Genomic DNA, 21,803 nt, shown 5'->3' with positions numbered 1-21,803 from the left:
GGGCTGGCGGGCACCTCAGGAGCTTGGCGACACCTGCTCCGCAGTGCGAGCCTCGCCCGCTGCGGCCGGCCCTCGGAGTGGAATGCCCCGCGCGTTGAGCAGCATGACGACACCAACGCCGACGACCAGTGCGATGTCGGCGACGTTGCCGACGAAGAACCCGGCGTAGTCGATGAAGTCCACCACGTGGCCGCGAGCGAACCCCGGTTCGCGGAAGAGGCGGTCCAGCAGATGCGTGGCCGCACCGCCGAGCACCAACCCCAACGCCAGCGCCCAGGGACGCGACGTGACCCGCCGCGCCACGACCGTCACCGCGACCACCGCCGCCGCCGCGAAGACCGCGAAGATCCAGGTGTACTCGGACCCGATCGAGAAGGCGGCGCCCGGGTTGTATAGGAGCCGCAGTTGCAGCAGATCGCCGACGATGGAAACGGTGTGCCCGTCGGACAGCGCGGATTCCGCCCAGTATTTCGTGAGCTGGTCCGAGACGAGCACCACAGCAGCGATCAACACGACGGCGCGGAACACACCGGAACCCTAACCGGTCGATCCGGCCGTCACCACCGGCCGAGGGCCGGTCGATCGCCGTGCACCGTACCCAGCAGGTTGGTGTGGGTGGCTCAGCCCGCGACGTCCACGATGACCTTGCCGCCGGTGGCGCCGCCGGCCACCAGGCGGTGGGCGTCCATGATCGTGTCGAGCGTGAACGGACGCGGATCGAGTCGTGGGCGCAACGCGCCGGCCTCGGCCAGCGCCGCGATCTCGCGCAGAATGTCGCCCTGGTGTTCGCGGCCTCGGCCGGTCAACATCGGCAGCAGGGTGAACACACCGGAATAGGTCGCCCCGCGGAAGGACAGTGGGGCGAGCGAGTGTGAGCCCCAGCCCAGTGCGCTGACGACGTGCCCGTGATACGTGCGCACCGCCGCGAACGACGCGTCGAGTGTCGGGCCGCCCACGTTGTCGGCGATGATGTCGAATCCCTCGCCCCCGGTGTACCGCTGCACGTACTCCTCGACGCTGGTCGAGGTGTAGTCGATCGGCACCGCACCGAGACTCTCGATCACGCGCATGCTCGCCGGACCGCCCGTCGCGTACGCCTCAGCGCCTCGCGCCTGGGCAAGTTGCACGCCCACGTAACCGACGCCGCCGGAACCGCCGTGCACCAGCACCTTCTGCCCGGCGCGGACCCCGGCCCGATCGACCAGCCCCTCCCACGAGGTGATCGCCGCCAGCGGCAGCGCGGCGGCCTCACGCATCGAGAGCGTCCGCGGCTTGCGAGCCAGCAGTCGAGCATCGACGGCCGCGTACTCGGCAAGCGAGCCCTGCAGGTCGCCGACACCCCCGCAGAGCCCGTACACCTCGTCCCCCGGCTCGAAGGTGGTCACCTCCGGGCCGACCGACACGACGACGCCGGCGAGGTCCAGGCCGAGCACCGCGGGCGGCTGGACGCGGGCGTGCGGGGCCTTTCCCGCCTGGATCTTCGTGTCGAGCGGGTTGACACCGCTGGCGATGACCCGCACGAGCACCTGCCCGGCCCCAGGGGTGGGTTGGTCGATCTCCTCCACGCTCAGCGGCGCGTCGAACTCCCGCAGAACCACAGCACGCATGGCTATCCATACTTCCCGTCGTCGGGGTCAGACCACGGTCTGTTTGGTGGTCGGCAATTCGTCGACGATCGACTTCTGCACGTTGATGGTGTCCGCGATGATCTCGTGGGGCGTGTTGGCCATCCACTGCATCACCGAGATGTCCTCGAACCGGGGATGCCGGAACATCTCCAGGAACACCAGCGGTTCGTCGCCGGTGTTCTCGATGTAGTGGCCGTACGCGAAGGGAACGTAGCCCACGTCGCCGGCCTGGAAGTCGAACGTCCGGGCGGCGGCCTGAGCCGCGAAGACACCCATCCGTCCGGTGCCGGAGATGTAGTACTGCCACTCGTCGGTGGTGGGATGCCAGTGCAACTCGCGCATTCCCCCGGGCTCGACCTCGACGAGCGCGGCGGCGGTGGTCACGGACGCGGCGAAGTTGGTCGAGTCGGTGATCCGGACCGTTCCACCACGGAAGCGCTGCGGGGTCTGCGCGAGCATCCGGTGCTTGAAGCTTCGCGGGATGTCGCCGGTGGGGCTGACCACCCGGTCCTGTTGCAGGGGCGGTGGGACGTCGCCCTGGAAGATGTACTTCTCCCGCTCGGGCAGGTTCTCCATCTGTTCCAACGTCCAGCCGAAGTTCTTGGCCAGGACGTGCCGAGGGGTGTGCGCGAAGAAGTCACTGAGCAGGAACGTGTTGTTCTCCGAGAACGCGCCGTCGTCGAAGACCAACAGGAACTGCGCGCCGTCCTCCAGCGCCTGGATGTTGTGCGGCACGCCCTGCGGAAAGAACCACAGATCGCCCGCCTTCACGTCCTCGATGAAGTTGCGTCCCTCGTGGTCGACGGCGCTGATCCGGCAACTGCCGCTGAGCATGTACGCCCACTCCGACTGTTGATGCCAGTGGATCTCCCGGTACGCGCCCGGCTCCAGACCGAACTGGACACCGGACAACTGGCTGGCGATCGGCAGGTCTCGGCTGGTGACCTCGCGGGTCCAGCCGCCCTTCTCCACCCGGGTGTGCGCCTGCGAGAACGAGAACTTGAGGTTGGGCACCAGCCGACTGTCGGTCGTTGGCGGCACCAACAGGTCGGGGTTCTGCCGCTCAAGCTCGACGTTACGGCCCGCGAAGGGCGGGCCGCCCTGGTCGCCGCGTCGCGGCTGGGGATCGCTGTTCGCCATGGTCGCTGTCTCCTTACTCCGGTTGGGTCGGATGGGGCGCGGGAACAGATCCACCTCGCAGGCGTAGCCGGGACGGCAACCCCAGCAGGGTGCGCACCGCGGGCCAGCCGTACTGGACCGCGATGGCGGCGGGAATCGCCACCGCGGTCACCGCGAGCACCACGCGGGTCCACGGCGGCGCGTGCCCACCCGCGCCGGTGCTGGCGAACAGGACGAACACCAGCAGTGCGGCCCGGAGCCGTCGTACACCGGGAAGGTTGCTCCGGTGCGGGCGCCGTGAATCGTTGGCCGCTGAGCAGTCGTCCGAGCGGCGTGTCACGTGGTTCGGCGGCCAACGGTCGAGCGATGACGAGGTCGGGTGGGCCATGCATTCGATGATCGGGGGCGAGGTGCTGGCGTCGCATCCCGTGATCGCGCCATTGCGGCCCGTCACTTCCAGGACGGCGTGGGCCATTCACCGCAAACGACGGCAGGCAGGTAGCCACGTCGCCTGGGCCGCAGCCCGCCGGTTCGTCGATCCGGTCGCTTGCCCCTGCCGCCATGGTTAGGCTCGGTCGCAGGACGGCATGTCGACGCGCCGGGTAACCACCGGGGAGAACGCCATTGTCCGAATCACCCTTCACCACCGGAACATTCCCGGCTGACGACAAGGCCGACGACGCCGAGCAGCGACAGAGTCGGCTGATCGCGACGGCGGATCAGCTCCGGATCGCCGGGCGCCCGACGGAGGCGCTGCGGAACCTGGCTGCGGAGATCGCTACGAACCGGAGCGGCGACCGCCACCGTGCACACCTGCTCGGCCGCGTGGCGCAGATCGCGGCACTGGAGCAGCCGTCGGTCGCCCTCGCCGGCCTGCGGGAGGCGCTGGAGCAACGAGTGGACGCCCGGAGCCGAAGCACGCTGCTCGCCATCGTCGCCGCGGTCGCCGCCCGCACCGGACATCCGGACTCCGATGCCCTGCTCCGCGAGGCGGGCACCGCGCACGCCGCGTCGGGTGACCATTCATCCGCTCGCCACCTCGCGCTCGGCCGGGCCGCTCGCTCGCTGTCGCACGGGGATCTCCCGGGCGCCCACGCCGTGCTGGCAGCCCTGGATGCCGATGCCTGGCCGGCACGACGGGACGCCACGTCGATCCGGGCCGAACGAATCCTGGTGCACCTCGGCCTGGGCCGGCACCAGGACGCCCGGTCCGCGACGCGCCAGGCGTCTGACGACACGGCGTCGCCCGGTACGCCGGTGAGCAGTCAACTGACCGCCCTGGACTGCCTCCGCATGGTCGCGGTGGGGGACCTGCCCGAGGCGGCCGCGCTGGCTGTCACGACGCTCGACTCGGGCTCGGTGGACATCGGCCAGGAGGTGCGTGCCCTGCTGGTCGCGGTGATCGCCGAGGTCCGCTACCGCCGCGGCGAGCACGACGCCGCTCGTGCCGTCCTCGGCCCGTGCCTCGCGGAACGACGATGGCCGGACAGTGCGATGTGGACGCCCGCCCTCTGTGTCGCTGTTCGCGATCCCGCCCTCTGTGTCGCTGTTCGCGACCCCGCCCTCAGCGAGCCGGCGAGCCTGCTCAACAGAATCGTCGCTGACCTGCACCGGTCGGTCCGACCACTCCTGCCCGTGCCGCAGTTCGGCCCTCGACTGGTACGCGCGGCGGTGGCCGCTGGCGACACCCGGGCCGCCCGCCGCGTCACCGAACTGGTCGAGCTGGTGGCCACGCGCACCCCGGTCCCGCTGTGGCGCGCACTGGCCGACCAGACCAGGGGCCTGCTCGATCGCGACCCGGACGCACTTCGGTCGGCGGTCGACGGGCTGCGCACCACCGCCGCCTGGCCGGCTCTGGCCGACGCGTTGCTCGACCTCGCGAACAGCTCTCGGCTGGCGCCCACGGAGGCGGGGGATGCCGCGCACGAGGCGGCTGCCCTCTACGCCCGGATCGGCGCCCCCGGCGACCAGGCGCTGGCCGACCGGCGATGCGTCGAACTCGCCGCCACCTCACACCACCGGCCCTCGATCGGCGAGCCGCTCCGCACGGGCATCGACGCGCTCACCCCCGCCGAGGAGCGGGTGGCCGAGATGCTCGCCGCCGGCGCCACGAAGAAGGAGGCGGCGGGGAGCCTCTTCGTGTCCTTCCACACCGTGGACACCCAGCTCCGATCGATCTATCAGAAGCTGGGGATCCACAACCGGATGCAGTTGGTGCGGGCCTGGGACCGCCACAGGGCCACCAGCGGGTGACGACCGCCGGGGATCACCGCTCGCTGTCGAGGGTGGCCATCATCGCCGTCGCGTACCGCTGGCCCGAGGCGGCACCGGCCGGTACGGCACGTTCGATCTCGTCCAGGGCCGGACGGTCCAGCACCAGATCGACCGCGGCCAGCGACTCGGCCAGCCGATCGCGCCGGCGCGCGCCGACCAGCGGCACGATCTGCTCGCCCTGCGCCGCCACCCAGGCGATCGCCACCTGACTCGTGGTCGCCCCCAGTCGCTGCGCGACCCGGCCGAGCGCGTCCACGAGGCGCAGGTTCGCGGTCAGGTGCTCGCCCTGGAACCGGGGGCTGTTCGCCCGGAAGTCCGCTCCGGTCAGCTCACGCTCCGCCGACCAGTGCCCGCTCAGCAGGCCCCGCGACAGCACCCCGTAGGCGGTCAACCCGATGCCCAGTTCCCGCAACGCCGGCAGAATCGTGGCCTCCGGGCCACGGGACAGCAGCGAGTACTCGATCTGGACGTCACTGATCGGCGCCACCGCCGCCGCCCTGCGGATGGTGCCCGCGCTCACCTCGGAGAGCCCGATGTGCCGGATGTAGCCGGCCTGCCGCATCTCGAGCAGCGCGCCCACGGTCTCCTCCACCGGCACCTGCGGGTTCAGCCGCGATGGCCGGTAGATGTCGATGTAGTCGGTGCCCAACCGCCGCAGCGAGTACGCCAGCCGGTCCTTCACCGCCACCGCCGACACGTCGTACGGTGCCGCCTGGAACCCGCCGTCCGGCGTTCGGCGCGACCCGAACTTCACGCTGACCACCACCTCCTCCCGACGACGCTCCCGCAGCACCCGACCGATCAGCATCTCGTTGTGACCCGACCCGTAGAAGTCCGCGGTGTCGACCAGGTTCACACCGGCGTCGAGGGCCGCGTGCAGCGTCGCGACGCTCTCGGCCTCGTCCGCCGGCCCGTACAGGTCCGACATGCCCATCGCGCCGAGCCCGATCATCGACACCTCCGGCCCGGAGGCACCCAACTGTCGCCGTCGTAGACCCGTCATGTCGCTCGTCTCCTTCGGTCGTCGCTGCGGTTGATCGTGGGGCGTACCGCACGGGGCAGTGCTGTGTACGCTGTGTCCATATAAACAGCACGAAGACACTCTGTCCATATAAACGGGAGGGCCAGTGGCCCAGCTCACGCCGGACGCCAACACCCCACCCCGCCGGGGTCGTGGCCGCCGCCCCGCCGACCAGGTACGGGCCGAGATCCTCACCGCCGCCGGCAATCTCCTGCTGGCGGAGGGCATGGCCGGCTTCACCATCGAGAAGGTCGCGGCCCAGGCCGGGGCCAGCCGGATGACGATCTACAAGTGGTGGCCCTCCAAGGGGGCACTCGCCCTGGACGGCTACTTCACCGTCGTCGCACCCACGCTGGCCTTCACCGACACCGCCGACATCGTCGCCGATCTGACCAACCAGCTCGTCGCCTTCGTCCACCTGATGCGGGACACCTCCGCCGGGCGGGTCATCAGCCAACTCATCGCCCAGGCGCAGACCGACCCCGAGTTGGCCGCGGCCTATCGGCAGCGCTACTCCGGCCCTCGCCGGGCCCTCGCCGTGGAAGCCCTCACCAGAGCCATGGCCCGTGGGCAGCTACGCACCAACATCGACCCCGAATCCGTCGTCGACCAGCTCTGGGGAGCCTGCTACCACCGGCTCCTCGTCCCCGACCTGCCGCTCACCGAGGACTTCGCCCGCACCCTGGTCGACAACCTGGTCCGTGGGCTGCGCTGACCGCGACGCCACGCCACCCGGCCCGCCACGGACCGACCGGGCCGTCGGGTCGAGGATCGCTCGGCTCACTCGGGCGGCTTGGCCCCCGACTGCTCGCTCACCATGTAGGCCGCGTACCAGTCGGGCCAGTTCTCGTCCCGCTCGCCGGTGCGCTCCTCGTGCTCGCCATGGGCGGCGGCCGCGCGCCGGAGCGCGCTCGCCAGGTCGCTCGCCGAGCCGAACGACGTCAGCCCACCCTCGATGCGCCCGGGAAGTCTGGTCGTGATCTCCTGCATCAGCCAGGTGTTGCCGTCCGGGTCGCGGAGCGTGGCGCGCGAGAAGTAGCTGCGCCGCTCGGGGTCCAGCCCGTCGACCAGCCCGTTCGGGGTGACGTGGGAGATGCCACCGACATCGACACCGGCGGAGACCAGGGTGTTCCGGGCCGCCTCGAGGTCGGACACGACCAGGTAGGCCACCGCCGAACCGGGCGCCGCCGACGTAAGCCCCGAGCCGAACTGCACGGAGCACCCGGAGCCGTGCGGGGTGAGCTGGATGATGCCGGGCGGCGTCTGGTCGAGCCGCCAACCGAGGCGTACGTAGAACGCCTTGGCGCGGTCGACATCCGACACCGGGATGACGATCACCTCGAGCTTCGTGTCGAGGCTCTCGATACGCGGCATGGCACTCGCGTCGCCCTGCGCATCCTTCGGGCTCATCGGGGCCTCCCTGGTTCGCGTGCGGCTCGTGCACCTGCCCGGCGTACTCGGGGGATCTCCGGCCGGCGTGCCGCCACGGCCGCGAGCCGCCTCCGACGCCGCCCTCATCCCCCTCAGCACGCTACTGGCTGCGTCCTTGCCGGGTGCGGCCTTCGGGGCATCAGCCAGGCGACATCCTCGCGGCCCTGCGCACCCCGAACAGGGCAACCAGGGCAAGGAGAATGACGGCGATGGAGTATTCGTCGGCGGTCCGAGGCAGCCCGCCGGCGTAGACCACGAGGAAGCCGGCGATCACCGTGGGAAGGCCGAAGCCGACGTAGCAGACGACGTAGAGCAGGGAGAGCACACTGGCGCGTTCGTGCGCCTGAACCAGCGGCATGATCGTCTTGAGGCTGCCCTGGAAGCCGCCACCGAAGCCGACGCCCCCGAGCGCGAGGCCGACGAAGAATCCGGGGACGGACTGGGCCATGACCGACACCAACGTGACGATCATGCCCAGGATGAGAGCGACGATCCCGGTCAGGATCACCGTGCGCGCGGCGGTGTTGCGCAGCAACAGAACGGCGATCGACCCGAAGACGGCGAAGACGAAGAGGACCAGACCGCCGACCACGATCGACGTGTCCATGAGGGTGCGCACGAGCGCCGGGCCGAGCGCGCCGAAGAATCCGGCCAGTGCCCAGACCGCGAACAGCACCGGAACGACGACCAGTACCGGCTCGCGTACGGTGCGGGGCAGGCTGATATCCGGCCGCAGACTGCGTCGCGCTCCCCCCGTCGGCGTGACCGTCTCGGGCATCAGCGCCACCCCGACGGCCTGGAGCAGAAGGATCACCAGAAGAACGACGTACACCAGCCGCGTCGGCGCGGGCAGGAAGTGGATGAGCAGCGCCGACAGCAGGGCACCGCTTCCGGTGCCGATACCAGGGGCGATCGAGTTCGCGAGCGTGCCGCGGGCGCGGTCGATGTCGAGCATGGCGGCACCGACGGCGCCCGTGGCCGCGCCGGCAGCGAGTCCCTGGATGAGGCGGGCGACCAGCAGCGCGGGTACGCCGTTGGCGAAGATGAAGACGACCAGCGAGAGCATCTGCACCGCGATCGCGACGGCCAGGACCGGGCGGCGACCGACATGGTCGGACAACTTGCCGAACGTGAGCAGCGACGCCAGCACCGCGAGGGCGTATACGGCGAACACCACGGTGGTCGTGACCGGCGAGAAGTGCCAGCGCTCCTGGTAGAGCCCGTAGAGCGGGGTCGGCGCAGCCGACGCGGCCAGGAACGACACGAGGATCGACGCCAGCAGCACCAGGGAGACCCCTGGTGAGAGTCGGGCCCTTCCCGCGATCGGCATGTCGGTGCTCCTCGGGTGCGCTGGCGACGGTGGGACCCGGAGGCTCTGCTGGCGGCAGGGCCGCGCTCGCGTACCCGGTGTTCGCCGTCCCATGCAAGATCGCCGGCGACCGCGGGCCGACGCTGTCTCAGCCCTCGGTGTCGTCCCCGGTTGCCGGGAGGCTCGCGACGCCACGCCCCAGCGCGGTTCTGAAATCCTGGTAGAGGTCGGGACCGAGCGTGTCGGAGAGTTTCTGCTCGATCTGGTTCACGATGCCGTCGGAGACCTCCATGAATCGGAGGCCCCGGTCCGTCGGCATGATGAGCTTCGCTCGGCGGTCGGCAGGGTCGGGCGCGCGGCGGACGTAGCCCAGCCGCTCCAACTCGTCGAGGATCGCGCCCATCGTCTGCTTGTTGCGTCCGGCCAGCCGGGCCAGTTCGCCGGGGCGGGTGCCCTCCGCGTCCAGGTACGCGAGTACCGCGCCGTGGCGGGGCCTGACGTCGTCGAACCCGTGCTCCATGGAGCGCCGGAAGATCTCACGCTGGACGCGCGCGGAGAGCTGCACGGCCAGGATCCCGAGGTCGGGGTCCTGCTCCTTGAGTGTGCTGCGCTTCATAATTTGGTCCAATCATTGGACGGTACAACTATTGGACTATATCGTCGCTGGCGGCGACCGGTGGCCCGACCACCGTCCATCCGACCCGGAGGACAACCATGACCATTCTGATAACCGGAGCAAACGGCACCGTGTCGAGGGAGGTGCTGCGTGAACTCGCCGGCAACCAGCCGGTACGCGCCCTCGTGCGGGACCGGTCCCGCGCGCCCGAGTTCGACGGCGTCGACTACGTCGTCGGCGACCTGGACCGTCCCTTGACGCTGACCCCGGCATTCGAGGGCGTGACGACGCTGTGGCTGCTGATGCCGATGGGCCCGCTGGCACCGAGCCAGAGCATGAACGCGGTGTGGGCCGCCCGGCAGGCCGGCGTGCGGCACATCGTCAGGCTCTCCGCGATCGGGGCTGCGCACGACGCGCCGACCCGCAACGGTCGGCTACACGCGCTCTCCGACGCCGAACTGCAGAACTCGGGCATCCCCTGGACGATCCTGCGACCGAGTCACTTCATGCAGAACCTGCTCGGATCCAAAATCGGACCACACCTCTACGGGCTCTTCGGTGAGGCTCGGGTCGGCGTCATCGACGTACGGGACATCGCCGCGGCAGCGGCCCGGATCCTCTCCGCGCCGCAGCCGCACGAGGGCATGATCTACACGCCAACCGGTCCGGAGAGCATCACTCTCGACCAGGCGGCCGACGAGATCGCCCGTACGCTCGGGCAGCCGGTGCGGTACGTACCGCAGAGCCCGCAAGCGGCTCGCGACAGCCTGCTCCAGGCGGGCCTCGACCCGTGGTCGGCCGAGGTCCTCGCCGAGTACCGGGTCGCCTACGGCTCCGGGTGGGGCGACTTCACCAATGATCATGTCGCCCGGATCGTCGGCCGGCAGCCGCGGAGTTTCGCCGAGTTCGCCCGCGATCACCGCGAGCACTTCGCCAGCGCCTGATCCGCCTGCCGTTCCCGGCGGTGCCCCTCGGCGCGATCGCACCGAGGGGCACGGACGCATCCGCCCGGCCGGTGTCCGTCGCGCTACGCCCGACGCGTCGCGGTAGCTTGCACGGCATGGCCACGACCGCGGACGTCCGTCACGATCTCGCCAGCCTCGCCGACCCACGTCGCGCCGAGGGATTGAGCCGGGTTCTGCAGATGACTCCCGGCGGATACGGCGAGGGCGACCGGGCCATCGGTGTCTCCGTGCCGGAACAGCGGAGGGTGGCCGCCCGGCACTGGCGCGACCTGTCCCTCGCGGAGACGACCACGTTGCTGACCAGCGACGTCCATGAGGAGCGGCTGACGTCGCTGTTCATCCTGGTCCGGAAGTTCGCCAAGGGAGACGAGCAGGAACGGGGCGAGATCTTCGACGTCGTCCTGGCCAACACGAGCCGCATCAACAACTGGGATCTGGTGGACTCGTCGGCGCCGTACATCGTCGGCCCCTGGCTGTTCGACAAGGACCGGAGCATCCTGGATCGGTTGGCCGAGTCGAGCCTGGTGTGGGACCGGCGCATGGCCATCATGGCAACGTTCGCCTTCGTCAAAGCGGGTGACTTCCATTGGACCTTCCGACTCAGTGAACGGCTCCTGCGCGACCCGCACGACCTTGTTCGCAAGGCGGTGGGCTGGATGCTGCGCGAGGTAGGCAACCGCGACAGAGCGGCGGAGGAGGAGTTCCTCGCCCGCCGCTACCGGGTCATGCCACGGGTCACGCTGCGGTACGCGATCGAGAAGTTCGATCCGCAGCGACGTCGGGACTACCTGTCCGGCGCGGTCTAGTTGACCGCCCGCTCACCCCTGGGTGCTGGTGGGATCGGGAAGTTTCGGTTGAAGACATTGTCCGGGTCGTACGTGGCCTTGATTGCCCGCAGTCGACCGAGGGTGGGCTCGGGCCAGGCGTCCAGCAGTCGATCCGGGTCGGTGTCGGTCTCGAAGCTGAGGTACATGCCGTCGAGATGCGAGTACAGCCTGGTCCACAGATTGTCGAGTTTGGCTCGGCGGTCCGGGACCGTGGCGGCGAGCACCGAGAAGTTCTGCTCCCGATGCGGGTAGGCGGTCGCGTCACGGGCGACGTCGTTGACCGCCGCGCCGACGGAGCGGAACTGCATGATCATTACGTCACCGGAATGGATCATGCCTGCCATGAGGTCCGCCGCCTGCGGAGTGATGTGGTGCAACAGGCCACTGCGGGTGTCCTTCAACCCCTGGCCCCGGTGCTGGTTGCCGGGCGGCGCGACGATCGCCGGATACGGCGCGACCTGCGCGTGCTGGTCGAGAATCGGTCCGATCTCCAGGAACGGGCTCAGTGCGGACTGCGCCGCCTCGATGTCGTCACCCGCGTAGACGAGGGTGACCTGGGCCGTCGGTGGGTCGCCACGGCGGCCGGGAAAGAGGGAGAGGAAACTCGACAGCTCCCGCGGCGCGTCCTCGACGAGTTGGCCCCAACGGCGGAGCACCTGGGCGGTGTCGGTCGCGTCCGCCACGAGCTGGGCGTAGACGACGTTGTCGACCTCGTACGCCTCCAACTCCAGGGCGGTGATGACGCCGAAGTTGCCACCGGCGCCACGGATGGCCCAGAACAGGTCGGGGTGCTGCTCGTCGTCGACACGGAGCAGGCGGCCGTCCGCGGTGACGATCTCGGCGGCGACGATGTGGTCGATGGTCAGGCCGTACTTGCGCGCCAGGTAACCGACACCGCCCGTGGTGGCGAGGCCACCGACGCCCACGTCACCGTAGTCTCCCGAGCTCATCGCCAGGCCGTGCGGGGCGAGCGCCCGGGCTACGTGGCCCCAGCGGGCGCCCGGCTCCAGCCGGATCCGACGGCTCGCCCGGTCGAGCACCTCGACCTTGTTCATCCTCGACATGTCGATGATGATTCCGCCGTCGTTCGTCGACCGGCCGCTGATTCCGTGTCCCCCACTGCGCACGGACAGCGGGACGTCCTGTGTCCGCGCGTACGACACGGCGTCGATCACCTCGGCGGCGGTACGCGGGCGGACCACCAGGGCCGGTGCTCCCTGCCAGATGTAGCTGTGGCGGACACGCTCGTACTCCGGGTCGCCGGGCTCGACGGACCCGTCGGCCAACGACCCGGGCAGCGCGTCGTAGTCGAGGCCCGGCCGACGCTCGGCCAGAGCGGCGGCCGTGCGGACCCGTCCGGCGCCAGGCTGGTTCTCCGTACGCTCCTTGGCGACCGCCTCGCGTAGCGCGGGGACGATCTCCTGCCCGAAGGCCTGGATCAGTCGGGGGTCGTCACGGCCGATCAGGAAGGCGCTGAACCCCTCTTCGAGAACCAGCGGGAGGAGCTGATCGACCCACTGTGCGGGTGGCCCCTGGAGGAAACCACGACCGCTGGATGAGACGTCCACGGTGAACAGGTTGAGCAGCCGCCGGATCTCCCGCGGGTCCCGTCCCGCCTCGACCGCCGCCTCGTCGATGAGCCGGTTGCCGGTCGCCCGGTCGGGTGAGCGCAGATACTCCAGCGTGGGCAGCCAGCCGTCGGCTTTCTGGCCGGTCAACGCGAGCATCTTCGGCTGGTAGGCGCCCAGCCAGATGCCGATGTCGTGCGCCGGTGCGGGGCCGCGCTGCATTCCTGGGATCGGGTAGTACTTCCCATCGCTCCGCAGTGGCCCGGACGCGGTGTCGTCCCAGACCCCGCGCATAATCTCGATCGCTTCCCGCAGTGCCGCGACGCCCTGCCCCGCCGTCAGCCGGCGACCGCCCATCCCTTCGATCCCGTCCCAGAACGCACCGGCACCGAGGCCCATGTCGAAGCGGCCGTGGGACAGCCGGTCCAGGCTCGCCGCGGCCCGGGCCAGCACGGCCGGCGGGCGCAGCGGAAGGTTGAGGACGTTCGCCGAGACCCGTAGCCGTTCCGTGCGGGCCGCGACCCAGCTCAGCAGGGTCCAGGTGTCGAGGAACTCGGGGTTGTACGGGTGGTCCTGGAAGGTGGCGAGATCCAGTCCCGCCGCTTCGGTCAGCTCAGCCAGCGCCACTACGCGATCCGGGTCCTGAGCACTGGGAGTCAGGAACGTCCCGAACAGGAGTTCGTGACCGTAGTCAGGCATTGCTCCACCATCCCCGTGGTCATATGGTCAGGCTATTATCTGATCAGCAAATCTTGTGCATCACAACATACCTGCCCGCCGGCTCATTCCTCGACGCGTGCACCGGACCCACGGCTCTTCCCGTGGACAAACTTCGCTTTGACCAATACATCGCCTGATAGCGTCCGGTACATGGCCGGCATCGACCCCTGCGAACTGTCGGCTGACCGCACACGCGGTTCGACCTTCGGCTGGTCCCTGGGCCTCGTGCTGCGCCGCTGGCAGGAGATCATCGAAGAGACGCTGAAGGATCTGCCGCACGGGAGCCGGGGCTACCACCTCCTGGCCGTCGTCGTGCACGAGGAGGTGCCCACACAGGGTGCCTTGGCTGCCCGCCTGGTCATCGACCGCAGCGTCCTGACGTACGTGATCGACGACCTGGAGAACGCCGGTCTCATCAGGCGGCAGCTCGATCCCCGCGACCGGCGCGCCCGTCGGATCGTGGCCACCGATCGAGGGCGTCAGGCCCTCGCCGAGGCCGAGCGTCGTGTCACCCAGGCCGAGGACCACGTGCTGGGCGGGCTACCCGAAAAACAGCGCCACCACTTCCGCGACCTCGCCGCCCGCGCCGCCGAGGCGATCCACACCGCAGCGCCCGGAACGGACCCGTGCGCCGCGGTGTCGAGCGTCCTTCCCCAGACCGAGCAGTCCGCCCAGTGACCTCGCGATAGGGCTGGGCCGTGGCATACGGGGGCGTGCGTCTGGCGTGGACCGTCGGCCAGTTCTCCGACGCGTTCCCGTGGGCGTGCGAGCCGACCTGACGCCGACGCCTCGGCCGCCGCACCGGCGCTCCCTGGTGCGTTCCCAGCGGTCAGTGTGAGTGACGGGGCACGGCACTGCCGCTGCCGCCGACGAGGAAGTCGAGGTCCGCGCCCCTGTCGGCCTGCAGGACGTGCTCGCTGTACAGCCGTACCCATCCCCGGTCGGCCACCGGCGGTGGTGGCTGCCAGGCCGTACGACGCTGTGCGAGTTCCGCGTCGTCGACCAGGAGGTCCAGGCGCCGCGTCGGGACGTCGACGCGGACCAGGTCGCCGGTGCGCACCAGCGCGAGAGGGCCACCCACCGACGCCTCCGGGGCCACATGCAGGATGCAGGTGCCATACCCGGTGCCGCTCATGCGCGCGTCGGAGATCCGCACCATGTCCGTGATGCCGTCGGCGAGCAGTCGCCGTGGCATCGGCACGTTACCCACTTCCGGAAAGCCGGGGTAGCCCCGTGGTCCGGCGTTCCGTACCACGATCACCGTGTCGGGGGTGACATCGAGGTCCGGATCGTCGGCCGCGACGACGTAGTCCTCGATCCGGTCGAACACGAGCGCCGGCCCGGTGTGCGTGAGCAGGTGGGCGGAGGCGGCGGAGACCTTCAGCACGGCCCCGGACGGCGCGAGCGACCCGTGCAGCACCACGGTGCCCGACCCGGCGGGCTGGAACGGCTCCGCCAGGGTGCCGATGACCTCCCGGTTCCAGCACTGGACACCGCTGATGTTGTCGGCCACGCTCTTCCCGCTGACGGTGACGTGGTCCAGGTGCAGCAGCGGGGCGATCTCCGCCATCACCGCCGGAACCCCGCCCGCGTAGGCGAAGTCCTCCATGAGGTACGCCCCGGACGGCATCAGGTTGACAAGCATGGGCACGTCGGCGGTGAGTGTGTCGAAGTCCTCCAGTGACAGGGGAACGCCGAGGCGCCCGGCAATCGCGAGCAGGTGTACGACGGCATTGGTGGAACCACCGATCGCGGCGTTGACCCGGATGGCGTTCTCGAACGCGTGCCGAGTGAGCACGGTGGACAGCCGCTGGTCCTGTTCGACCATGGCGACGATCCGACGGCCGGCGGCGTGCGCGAGCGCGTACCTGCGCGAGTCGACGGCCGGCACGGCGGCGGCCCCCGGCAGTTGCACGCCCAGCGCCTCGGTCACGCAGGCCATCGTCGAGGCGGTACCCATGGTCATGCAGTGCCCCCGGCTGCGGGACATGCCGACCTCCGCCTCCGCGCAGTCGGCCGCGGTCATCCGCCCGGCCCGCATCTCCTCGGTGAAGCGCCAGACGACGGTGCCCGATCCGATGTCCTGCCCCCGGAACTTACCGTTGAGCATCGGACCGCCGGTGATCATCAGAGTCGGTAGGTCGACGCTCGCGGCCCCCATCAGCAGGCCGGGAGTGGTCTTGTCACAGCCGGAGAGCAGGATTACCCCGTCGAGCGGGTTGGCTCGGACCGACTCCTCCAACTCCATCGCCAGCAGATTGCGGTAGAGCATGGTCGTGGGTCGCATGAGGGGCTCGCCCAGGCTCATCGCGGGGAACTCCAGCGGCAGGCCGCCGCTCTCCCACACGCCCCGCTTCACCGATTCGGCCAGGTCCCGCAGATGGGCGTTGCAGGGTGTCAGCTCCGACCAGGTGGTGGCGATGCCGATCACCGGGCGGCCGTCGAAGACGTCGTCCGCGAACCCCTGGTTGCGCATCCAGGACCGATGGATGAACCCGTTGCGGCCCTCCGCACCGAACCACTGCCCGCTGCGCAGCAGACGACCCGTCGTCGACATCAGCACACCTCTCTGTTCATCCGCCCGGCCACGGGGTACGCGGCGATCAATGGCGTGTGGTGGATTGGCTCACGCACGAGCGCGACCTACCGGAGACCTCCGACGGACAGCCCGCCGCGCCAGTGCCGTTGCAGGCTGAAGAACGCGATGACCAGTGGGATCACGGACACGAGCGAGCCCAGGATGATGAGGCTCCACAGCGAGGTGCCTCCCGAGTTGTTCGCGGAAGCGATCCCCTGCCAGAGGCCGAGGCCGACGGTCACGGGGAAGAGCCGGTTGTCGGAGAGCATGGCCAGGGGCAGGAAGTAGTTGTTCCAGGACGCCACGGCCGACAGAAGCAGCACGGTGACCACCGCGGGGCGCATCAGCGGAAGAGCGATCTGGAGGAACGTCCGCACCTCTCCCGCGCCGTCGACCCGCGCCGCGTCCAGGAGTTCGTCGGGCACCGCGTCGCGCGCGTACACGTGCATCAGGTAGACGCCGAACGGGTTGAGCAGCGACGGGAGGATCACCGCCCAGACCGTGTTCGTCAGCCCGAGCCGGGAGAACATGATGAAGGTCGGAATGACCAGAGCGGTGGCGGGCACCATCAGCGCGCCGAGCACGACGGCGAAGCTGAAGCGCCGCGCGGCGAACCGGTACTTGGCGAATCCGTAGCCGGCCATGACCGCCAGCACTGTGGCGCCGATCCCGCCGACGATGGCGTACAGCGTGGAGTTGAGGATCCACCTGAGGTAGATGCCACCGTCGTAGGTGAAGAGCTGCTTGAGGTTGCCGAGGTAGTCGATCTGGTCGGTGAACCAGAGGGTGTTTCCGCCGCCGAACAGGCCCGGCGCGTCCTTGGAGCTGTTGACGATGACCCACCAGAACGGCACGAGGAAATAGATCACCAGGAAACCGAGGAGAATCTGCAGAGGGAGATAGCGTTGCGGGCGGCGGGAGCCTGCGCGGACGCTGGTGTGGTCGGCCATCAGAGGAAGCTCCTCCGCTTGCGGGTGAAGAACAGGAATGCGTACACGCAGATGAACACGACTCCACTGAGAGCGAACGAGATCGCCGATCCGTAGTTGAAGTTGGCGAGCGAGAACGCCTGCTGGTACGCGTACATGTTGGGGGTGAAGTCCGCCCCGATCGTGCCCGCGGCGAGGTATCGCAGGATCTGCGGTTCGTTGAAGAACTGCAGGGTGCCGATGAGCGAGAAGACCAGGATCAGGATCAGCGCGGGTGCGATCAGCGGGATCTTGATGCGCGTCGCGATCTGCCACCGTCCGGCGCCGTCCATCCGGGCGGCCTCATAGAGCGACGGGTCGACTCCCTGCAACGCCGCGTACAGGATGATCATGTAGTAGCCGGCCCACTGCCAGGTGACGACGTTGACCAGGCCGTAAAAGATCAGGTTGCTGCCCAGGAAGTCGGGTGCGGTGGCGCCGAACAGCCCGAAGATGTCGGTGAGCGGGCCGAAGCCCTTGCTGTAGAGGAACCCCCACATCACGGCCCCGATGACGGTGGGAATCGCGTAGGGAAGAAAGATCATCAGTCGGGAGAAGCGAGCGAACAGGGTGGTCACCGAGTCCAGAATGAGCGCCAACGCGAGCGCGATGATGATCTGCAGCGGGATCGAGACCAGCGAGAAACGGATGACGAACCACGCCCCGGACAGGAAGCTCGGGTCGGTGAACGCCTTCAGGTAGTTGTCGAAGAGGACGAAGCTGGTGCCGCCGATCAGCTTCTTCTGAAAGAGACTGAGGTACAACGCGTACGCCAGCGGCGCGATGAGGAACGCCAGGAACACGACCCCGAACGGCCCGACGAAGAGCCACCCCATCAGGTGTTCGCGGAGGTGCACCTTGCCACGGATCTTGCGCGTCTCAGGCTGAGTACGCGGTGCGCGCTTCTCGGTCAGGGATGTCATCTTGGTCTCCGGGACGTGGACGCTGAGGGTGGCGGGTGGGCCGGCCGCCCAGTGCCGGCGCGGCCCACCCATCCGGTCACTGAACGGTGAAACCTTGTTCCTTGGCGTACTTCGCCACGTCCTCCTGGAGCCGGTCGGCAGCCTGCGAACCGGTGACGGAGCCCTTGATGATCTCGCTGACCTGTTTCGTCATGGCGTCGAGGTAGTACTGACCAAAGGGGGCGTACGCGACGCCCTTGTAGGCCTCGGCGGCGGGAAGGTAGACCTCCTTGTTCGCCTGCTGACCGTTGAAGAACGTCACCTTCAGGTCGACGAACGCGGGGTCCTTGAGCGCCGTGAGGTTCAGCGGGAAGATGATCTGGTTGGTCCAGCCGTCGGTGAGCGACTCCTTGTCGGCGTAGAGCCCGTAGGCGACCTTCGCCGCCAGCTCCGGCTTCTTCGCCTGCTTGGTCACCGAGAAGGCCGACCCACCCCAGTTCACCTGCACCGGGTTGGCCGGATCCCACTGCGGCAGCGGCGCCACCGCGAACTTGCCGGTGTCCTGACCCTTGCCGACGCCCGCGCCGGTGAGGTAGCCGGGCGCCCACGCCGCCGAGATGTACGTCGCGTAGTTGCCGTTGATCACGCCCGAGATGTACTCGGGGGTGAACTGGTCCTGCGTACCGACCAGACCCTTCTTGGCGAGGCCGCCCCAGTAGTCCAGCACGTCCTTGGACGCCTGGTCGTTGAGCTTCACGCCGATCGCCTTCGGCTGCGCCGGGTCGTAGGTGAAGGGCGCGGCGCCCTTCTGGATCTGCAGCGCCATGGTGAGCGCCGAGACATTCGCGCCGAGGTCCCCGAACAGCGGGCCGCCGGCGTCCTTCACCTTCTGCGCGGCCTGCTCGTACTCGGCCCAGGTCTTCGGCGGGGTGATCTTGTACTTGTCGAAGATGTCCTTCCGGTAGATCATCGCCACCGGGCCGCCGTCGACCGGGACGCCGTAGACCGCGTCACCGACCGACACGTCCTTCCAGGCGCCCTCGCCGTAGTTGGCCTTGACCGCGTCGAAGCCGTACTGCTTGATGTCGACGAGCGCGCCCTGGATCTGGAAGGTCGGGATCCGGTCCGCCTCGACCATGATCACGTCAGGTGCGCCGGTGCCCGCCGAGATGGCCGTCTGGAACTTGTCGTACTCGTCGCTGCCCTGCCCGACGTTGGTCCAGCAGACCTGCACCTCGTTGTTCTGCTTGTTGAAGTTGTCGACAACGAGCTGGGTGTTGGGGTACCAGCCCCACATCGTCACGACCGGCAGATTCTGCTTCGTGATGGTGTTCGTGCAGTTGCTCGCGTCGCTTCCGCCCTCGTCGGAGGAGCAGGCGACGAGGGCGCTACCGGCCGCGAGCATGGCTACCGTGGCAAGTATTCGTCTTCTCTTCATTGAGATGGTTCCCTTCGGGGATGGCGGTGCACAGGACCCATGCGCTGGCGGCCGCCGCCGGGGCAGGAATCCCCTGCTCCCGGCGGCGTCGCCTGGAGGACCACCTAGCGCTTGAACAGGCGCGGCGCCAGGTCGATGAGGTTCTTCTGCCACACGTCCCAGCCGTGCGGCCCGGGGGTGACCCCGTCGAACTCGTAGCGGATACCGAGGGTGTTCAGCGTGGTCAGTGATGCCATGAAGCTCGGGTACACGAAGTCGGTCTGGTCACCGACGTACAGGCGCAGCATCCTGGTCCCGTTGTTGATCGCCGCCACGTCGACGCCGGTGCCGCTGCCGAACCCGGCCGAGAACGCCGCCACGTAGCCGAATTCGCCCGGGTAGGCGCGCAGCACCCCGAACGCCTGCCCGCCGCCCATCGACAGGCCGGCGAGGGCCTGCTGGGACGGGTCGCTGGAGATGTGGTAGCGGGCGCGTGCCGTCGGAACGATGTTCTCGCGCAGTTCCCTGTTGAAGTTGGACGAGTTGCCGTTGCCCATCACGACGACCATGGGCGTGAGGTCGCCGTCGAGGAACTGATGGTCGAGAATCTGCTTGGCGCGTCCCATCTCGACCCAGTCCGTGTAGCTCTGACCGCTGCCGTGCTGGAGATAGAGGACGGGGTACGGCTGCGCCCGGCCCGGGTCGTACCCCGGTGGAGTCCACACCAGCGCGGTTCGGTCCTGGCCCGCCACCGTGCTGGAATAGGTCATGCTCTCGACCTTCCCGCCCTGGCCGGCCGGCACGTCCGACAGCAGTCGGGCGCCCTCTCCCGGGATGAAGAAGGTGCTCCACATCGGTTCGGTGGTCACCTTCGTCGGGTTCGAGACGTCCTTGAACGGGACCCGGTCCACGATCAGCCGGTAGTAGTAGAACCAGGGCTTCAACGGCCCCACGGTCGCCCGCCACCGGTCGCCGTCGCGCGTCAGTGGCACGCGCAGCCAGCTGCCGCCCGGCGCCACGTTCGCCCACACCGTGACGTGCTGGGCGTCCTTGAAGTCGGTGGTCGTCTCGAAGGTGACGAACCCGTCCTCGGTGACGAAGGGCGTCGGGGTGCTGCCGGCCGGCGGCGGTGCGAACTCCCCCGTCAGCTGCCGGTGACCGGGGCTCGGCCCGTGGTCCGACGCGTGACGGAACAGCCGCGGCACGAAGTCGACGAGGTTCTCCTGCCAGGTGTTCCAGTTCGCGCCGCCGTCCGGGTTGACCCCGTCGAACTCGAACCTGACATCGGCGCGGTCCAACGCCTTCATCAGCCGATAGGTGGCGTTGTGCGCGGGATCGGTCACGTTGCCCGTGTACAGCCGCAGCAGCTTGACGCTGCCGTTGATCGCCCTGGCGTCCTTCCGGTCGACGACCGGGGCCGAGTGGCCCGAGAACCAGCCGGCGTAGGCGAACTGACCCGGCGTGGCGAGCGCCGCCGTCAACGCCTGCGTGCCACCGTCGGACACCCCCGCGATCGCCTGGTGCGCCGGGTCACGCAGGACCCGGTAGTTGTCGGCGACCGCCTTGCGGAGGCCCTTCAGCTGCTTGTCGTCCGAACCGGTGTCGTCGCTGATCACGACCACCATCGGCTTCATGGCGCCCTCGGCCGAGAGGTTGTCGAGGATCTGCTTGGCTCGGCCGAGGTCGAGCCAGTCGGTGGCGGCCACACCGTCGCCGGACCGCAGGTAGAGCACCGGGTACCCGTGGGGACCCTTGGTCGCGTACCCCGGCGGTGTCCACACCAGAGCCGACCGTTGCCCGCTCCTGGTCGGGTAGGTCAACGTCTGCACCGTGCCGCCGGCTCCCGGCGGTGCGTCCGCCAGCCAACGTGCCGAGTCACCCGCCACGAAGAAGGTGCTCCACAGCGGGCTGGACGCCACACTGGTGCTGTTCGTCGGATCTTTGAGGCTCTTGGTGTCGTCGGCGGTGACCTGGTAGTGGTACAGCCCAGGATTGAGCGAGCCGAGAACGCCTGACCACACGTCTCCACGACGGGTCAGGCCAAATTCCGCCCAGGTGGCCGAGGGACCGAAGTTCCCCTCGACGACAACCTGCGACACCGGGCCCACCTGCTCCTGGATGTACGCGGCCGGAACGCTGAACGACGCGTAACGGTCTTGGGAGACGGTCAGCCACGGCGTGTCCGCCGCTGCCGGTTGCGGTGCGAGCAGGATCGCCGCGACGGCGATGACTCCGGCGGTGAACGCCGCCGAGAGCCGGCGTACGCCCAGACGGCGTAAGCGCCCATGGTACGGTTCAGTTGCCACGCTCCACTCCTTTCATGTGCCGGAAGCGGATGCGACCCGCTGACCGGCTCAACTCATCGGTGGATCTCGCCGTGGATTTGTGTCGACACCTCCTTCACGGTCTTGCCACGGGCGCACCTGACCTGATCGATCGGTGCGCAGTCTCCGACGTGAG

19 protein-coding genes are annotated in these 21,803 nt (G+C 69.0%); 5 read left to right on the top strand and 14 right to left on the bottom strand.

Annotated features, from left to right (window positions below; genetic code table 11):
- Positions 1 to 15 precede the first annotated feature (15 nt).
- From ACQEUX_RS04100 to ACQEUX_RS04085, 4 genes are all read right to left on the bottom strand, one after another.
- Positions 16 to 528 carry a signal peptidase II gene (locus ACQEUX_RS04100; protein ID WP_433041288.1) on the bottom strand — a complete coding sequence of 171 codons (513 nt, stop codon included), beginning with the start codon at positions 526 to 528 and terminating at the stop codon, positions 16 to 18.
- Positions 529 to 620: 92 nt separating this feature from the next.
- Positions 621 to 1,607, bottom strand: coding sequence for a zinc-dependent alcohol dehydrogenase family protein (locus ACQEUX_RS04095; RefSeq protein ID WP_433041285.1), 987 nt, complete (start codon positions 1,605 to 1,607; stop codon positions 621 to 623).
- Between the two features lie 27 nt (positions 1,608 to 1,634).
- Positions 1,635 to 2,768 carry a cupin domain-containing protein gene (locus ACQEUX_RS04090; RefSeq protein ID WP_433041282.1) on the bottom strand — a complete coding sequence of 378 codons (1,134 nt, stop codon included), beginning with the start codon at positions 2,766 to 2,768 and terminating at the stop codon, positions 1,635 to 1,637.
- A 13-nt stretch (positions 2,769 to 2,781) separates the two neighbouring features.
- Positions 2,782 to 3,135, bottom strand: a complete 354-nt coding sequence (locus ACQEUX_RS04085; RefSeq protein ID WP_433041279.1) for a hypothetical protein — start codon at positions 3,133 to 3,135, stop codon at positions 2,782 to 2,784.
- Between the two features lie 236 nt (positions 3,136 to 3,371).
- Between ACQEUX_RS04085 and ACQEUX_RS04080 the strand changes: the two genes are divergently transcribed.
- Positions 3,372 to 5,000: a response regulator transcription factor gene (locus ACQEUX_RS04080; protein WP_433041276.1), complete on the top strand. Its 1,629-nt coding sequence runs from the start codon at positions 3,372 to 3,374 to the stop codon at positions 4,998 to 5,000.
- 13 nt (positions 5,001 to 5,013) lie between these two features.
- Here the strand turns inward: ACQEUX_RS04080 and ACQEUX_RS04075 are convergent, their stop codons facing one another.
- On the bottom strand, positions 5,014 to 6,024 hold the full coding sequence (locus ACQEUX_RS04075) for an aldo/keto reductase (RefSeq protein ID WP_433041273.1): 1,011 nt from the start codon (positions 6,022 to 6,024) through the stop codon (positions 5,014 to 5,016).
- 124 nt (positions 6,025 to 6,148) lie between these two features.
- On the opposite strand from ACQEUX_RS04075, the gene ACQEUX_RS04070 reads away from it, so the two are divergent.
- Positions 6,149 to 6,757, top strand: a complete 609-nt coding sequence (locus ACQEUX_RS04070; protein ID WP_433041270.1) for a TetR/AcrR family transcriptional regulator — start codon at positions 6,149 to 6,151, stop codon at positions 6,755 to 6,757.
- A 65-nt stretch (positions 6,758 to 6,822) separates the two neighbouring features.
- On the opposite strand, the gene ACQEUX_RS04065 is transcribed toward ACQEUX_RS04070, so the two are convergent.
- The 3 genes from ACQEUX_RS04065 to ACQEUX_RS04055 form a co-directional block, all read right to left on the bottom strand.
- On the bottom strand, positions 6,823 to 7,452 hold the full coding sequence (locus tag ACQEUX_RS04065) for a VOC family protein (protein WP_433041267.1): 630 nt from the start codon (positions 7,450 to 7,452) through the stop codon (positions 6,823 to 6,825).
- A 160-nt stretch (positions 7,453 to 7,612) separates the two neighbouring features.
- Positions 7,613 to 8,803, bottom strand: a complete 1,191-nt coding sequence (locus tag ACQEUX_RS04060; protein ID WP_433041264.1) for an MFS transporter — start codon at positions 8,801 to 8,803, stop codon at positions 7,613 to 7,615.
- A gap of 127 nt (positions 8,804 to 8,930) precedes the next feature.
- Entirely contained in the window at positions 8,931 to 9,410 is a 480-nt protein-coding gene (locus tag ACQEUX_RS04055; protein ID WP_433041261.1) for a MarR family winged helix-turn-helix transcriptional regulator, read from the bottom strand.
- A gap of 86 nt (positions 9,411 to 9,496) precedes the next feature.
- Between ACQEUX_RS04055 and ACQEUX_RS04050 the strand changes: the two genes are divergently transcribed.
- Both ACQEUX_RS04050 and ACQEUX_RS04045 read left to right on the top strand, forming a co-directional pair.
- Positions 9,497 to 10,342, top strand: a complete 846-nt coding sequence (locus ACQEUX_RS04050; protein ID WP_433041258.1) for an SDR family oxidoreductase — start codon at positions 9,497 to 9,499, stop codon at positions 10,340 to 10,342.
- 116 nt (positions 10,343 to 10,458) lie between these two features.
- Positions 10,459 to 11,169, top strand: coding sequence for a DNA alkylation repair protein (locus ACQEUX_RS04045; protein ID WP_433041255.1), 711 nt, complete (start codon positions 10,459 to 10,461; stop codon positions 11,167 to 11,169).
- Here ACQEUX_RS04045 and ACQEUX_RS04040 read toward each other — a convergent pair.
- Positions 11,166 to 13,457 carry an LLM class flavin-dependent oxidoreductase gene (locus tag ACQEUX_RS04040; protein ID WP_433041252.1) on the bottom strand — a complete coding sequence of 764 codons (2,292 nt, stop codon included), beginning with the start codon at positions 13,455 to 13,457 and terminating at the stop codon, positions 11,166 to 11,168. The two genes, ACQEUX_RS04045 and ACQEUX_RS04040, sit on opposite strands and share 4 nt — an antisense overlap.
- A gap of 171 nt (positions 13,458 to 13,628) precedes the next feature.
- On the opposite strand from ACQEUX_RS04040, the gene ACQEUX_RS04035 reads away from it, so the two are divergent.
- A complete protein-coding gene (locus ACQEUX_RS04035; protein WP_433041249.1) occupies positions 13,629 to 14,156 on the top strand; it encodes a MarR family winged helix-turn-helix transcriptional regulator in 528 nt (175 codons plus the stop codon).
- 151 nt (positions 14,157 to 14,307) lie between these two features.
- Here the strand turns inward: ACQEUX_RS04035 and ACQEUX_RS04030 are convergent, their stop codons facing one another.
- The 5 genes from ACQEUX_RS04030 to ACQEUX_RS04010 all read right to left on the bottom strand — a co-directional run bounded on the left by ACQEUX_RS04030 (position 14,308) and on the right by ACQEUX_RS04010 (position 21,649).
- Entirely contained in the window at positions 14,308 to 16,035 is a 1,728-nt protein-coding gene (locus ACQEUX_RS04030) for an IlvD/Edd family dehydratase (protein WP_433041246.1), read from the bottom strand.
- A gap of 86 nt (positions 16,036 to 16,121) precedes the next feature.
- Complete coding sequence (locus ACQEUX_RS04025; protein WP_433041243.1) at positions 16,122 to 17,006, bottom strand: carbohydrate ABC transporter permease; 885 nt, start codon at positions 17,004 to 17,006, stop codon at positions 16,122 to 16,124.
- On the bottom strand, positions 17,006 to 18,019 hold the full coding sequence (locus ACQEUX_RS04020) for a carbohydrate ABC transporter permease (protein ID WP_433041240.1): 1,014 nt from the start codon (positions 18,017 to 18,019) through the stop codon (positions 17,006 to 17,008). The genes ACQEUX_RS04025 and ACQEUX_RS04020 overlap by 1 nt, the downstream gene beginning before the upstream one ends.
- Before the next feature lie 4 nt (positions 18,020 to 18,023).
- Positions 18,024 to 19,364: an ABC transporter substrate-binding protein gene (locus tag ACQEUX_RS04015; RefSeq protein WP_433041237.1), complete on the bottom strand. Its 1,341-nt coding sequence runs from the start codon at positions 19,362 to 19,364 to the stop codon at positions 18,024 to 18,026.
- A 104-nt stretch (positions 19,365 to 19,468) separates the two neighbouring features.
- Positions 19,469 to 21,649: an alpha/beta hydrolase gene (locus ACQEUX_RS04010; protein ID WP_433041234.1), complete on the bottom strand. Its 2,181-nt coding sequence runs from the start codon at positions 21,647 to 21,649 to the stop codon at positions 19,469 to 19,471.
- Between the last annotated feature and the right edge of the window lie 154 nt (positions 21,650 to 21,803).

This window comes from Micromonospora sp. CA-259024 (assembly GCF_050936255.1).
Lineage (GTDB): Bacteria > Actinomycetota > Actinomycetes > Mycobacteriales > Micromonosporaceae > Micromonospora.
The sequence above is the reverse complement of the archived record's forward strand: the minus strand, read 5'-3'. Positions and strand labels throughout refer to the sequence as shown.